Raw genomic sequence first — 1,750 nt, 5'->3', positions numbered from 1 at the left:
GTGGTCGTACTGCGGAAGCGGGTCGTCGATACCCAGCACGTCGAGCAGAATCGGGCCGTCGTAGTGCGGCGAGACGAAGTCGTACTGGCGCTTCGAGACGAGGTGGCCGACCGCCTCGCGGGAGAGGCGTTCGAGTTCGTCCACGTCGGCCAGTTCCTCGCGCCACGGCACCTTCGAGACGAAGCCGATTTCCCACATTCGCTCGGAGGTCTGGGTCAGCATCAGATACGTGAAGAGGTGGCTGTTGGTGTACGACAGGACGTTCCAGATAGCGCGGTCGGGGATGACAACCGACCCCTTGTGGCTGAATATCGAACTCGGGTGGAGGTAGCCGAACCGGCGTCCGCTTCGCTTGGCGACTGTGTACGACAGGGCCTCGCTGAAGTAGTCGTCCGTGTTCTGGACTCGCCCGCCGGGTTGGCTCGCCATCTCTCTTGGCTTCCAATCGACGACGTGATTCACGCGCGGCAGGAGGAAGGCGTCGCTGCCGCCCTTGGCGAACGGAACCCAGTTTCCGTCGCCGCCCGCCTCCCAGAACTCGCGCACGAATCGCCCGTCGTCGCCGGTACAGAGGCCCGCGCTGACCTCGCCGAGACTGTCGCCGTCCACGCCGCCCTTCTCGGCGTCGAGATACGACGAGGCGTCGTATATCGAGCGCAGTTCGGTCGGCACCCAGTAGGACAGCGGCGTCCCGGGGACGGCGTCGAACTCCGAGAGGTCTCGCTCGTATCGTCGCCGAACGCCGTCTTCGGTCGCGTCCACGAAGGCGGCGTGGAGGAACGACCGCTCCTTGTCGGCCTTCGCCACGTCCGGGAGGCGGACGAACGTCCCGGTCTGGTCGCTCTCGGCGTCGGACCGGACGACGGTGCCGACCGTGCCCACGGTCGCGTTGTCGAGGACGTCGTAACCGAACTCCGAGAAGAAGTCGAACGACCCCCGGTCGCCCACGAAGTCCTCGCGGAACTGCTGGAAGGACTTGTTGAACATGAACGACCACGGGACGAGCATCCCGATGCGACCCTCGGTCTCGACCAAGCGGTCGCACGCCTCGAAGAAGTTGATGTAGTACTCGGTGGTGTACTCGTAGTGGTCCTCGACGTAGTCCTGCACGTCGTCGGGCATCCGGCCGCCCGACCCGTACGGCGGGTTCATCAGCGCCACGTCGTAGTCCTGGGTCAACACCACCAGCAGGTGCAGAAAACTCCGGAGGTTCTGCTCGCCGAACGAGTCGGCGGTGCGCTCCTCGACGGCCGCCCGGAGTTGCTTCAGGAAGGCGTTCAGCGTGTGGGGACCGTCGCCGCCCCACTCCAGGATGTCGGTCTGGCCGTCTACGAACTCGTCGGAGAGCGTCTCCTGCACTTCGAGCAGACTACCGAGGGCCTCGGTGGTCTGGAACTCCCGGATGATCTCGCCGAGCGCCTCGCGCACTTCGGTTCCCTCTACCGCGATGTCGTCCAGCACGTCGGCGGCCTGCTCGACTTCGGCGACTCGGGCGTCGGCACAGACGATGCCGACGTTCGGCATCTCGAAGTCGTCGCCCTCGGCTTCGGCACGCGTGCGAGCCTTCAGGTAGAGATTGAAGGCCGAGAGTTGGCACGACCGCAGGTCGATGTCGACGCCGTGGAGGTTGTGTTCGAGGATCTTCGCGGGAATCTCGCCGCGGTCGAGGTCGGTTTCGGCCCACCAGATGCGCTCGAGGACGTCGAAGGCGTACAGCAGGAAGTGGCCGCTCCCGCAGGCGGGGTCGATG

At 65.5% G+C, this 1,750-nt stretch carries 1 protein-coding gene; it reads right to left on the bottom strand.

All coding sequences use genetic code 11. From position 1 onward, the window contains the following. Positions 1-1,750, bottom strand: a 1,750-nt coding sequence (gene pglX, locus E2484_RS24610) for a BREX-5 system adenine-specific DNA-methyltransferase PglX (protein WP_137287843.1), incomplete at both ends; no start/stop codon positions are given.

This window comes from Halorussus salinisoli, assembly GCA_005239435.1.
Taxonomy (GTDB): Archaea; Halobacteriota; Halobacteria; order Halobacteriales; family Haladaptataceae; genus Halorussus; species Halorussus salinisoli.
This window is presented reverse-complemented; position numbering and strand designations above follow the sequence as displayed.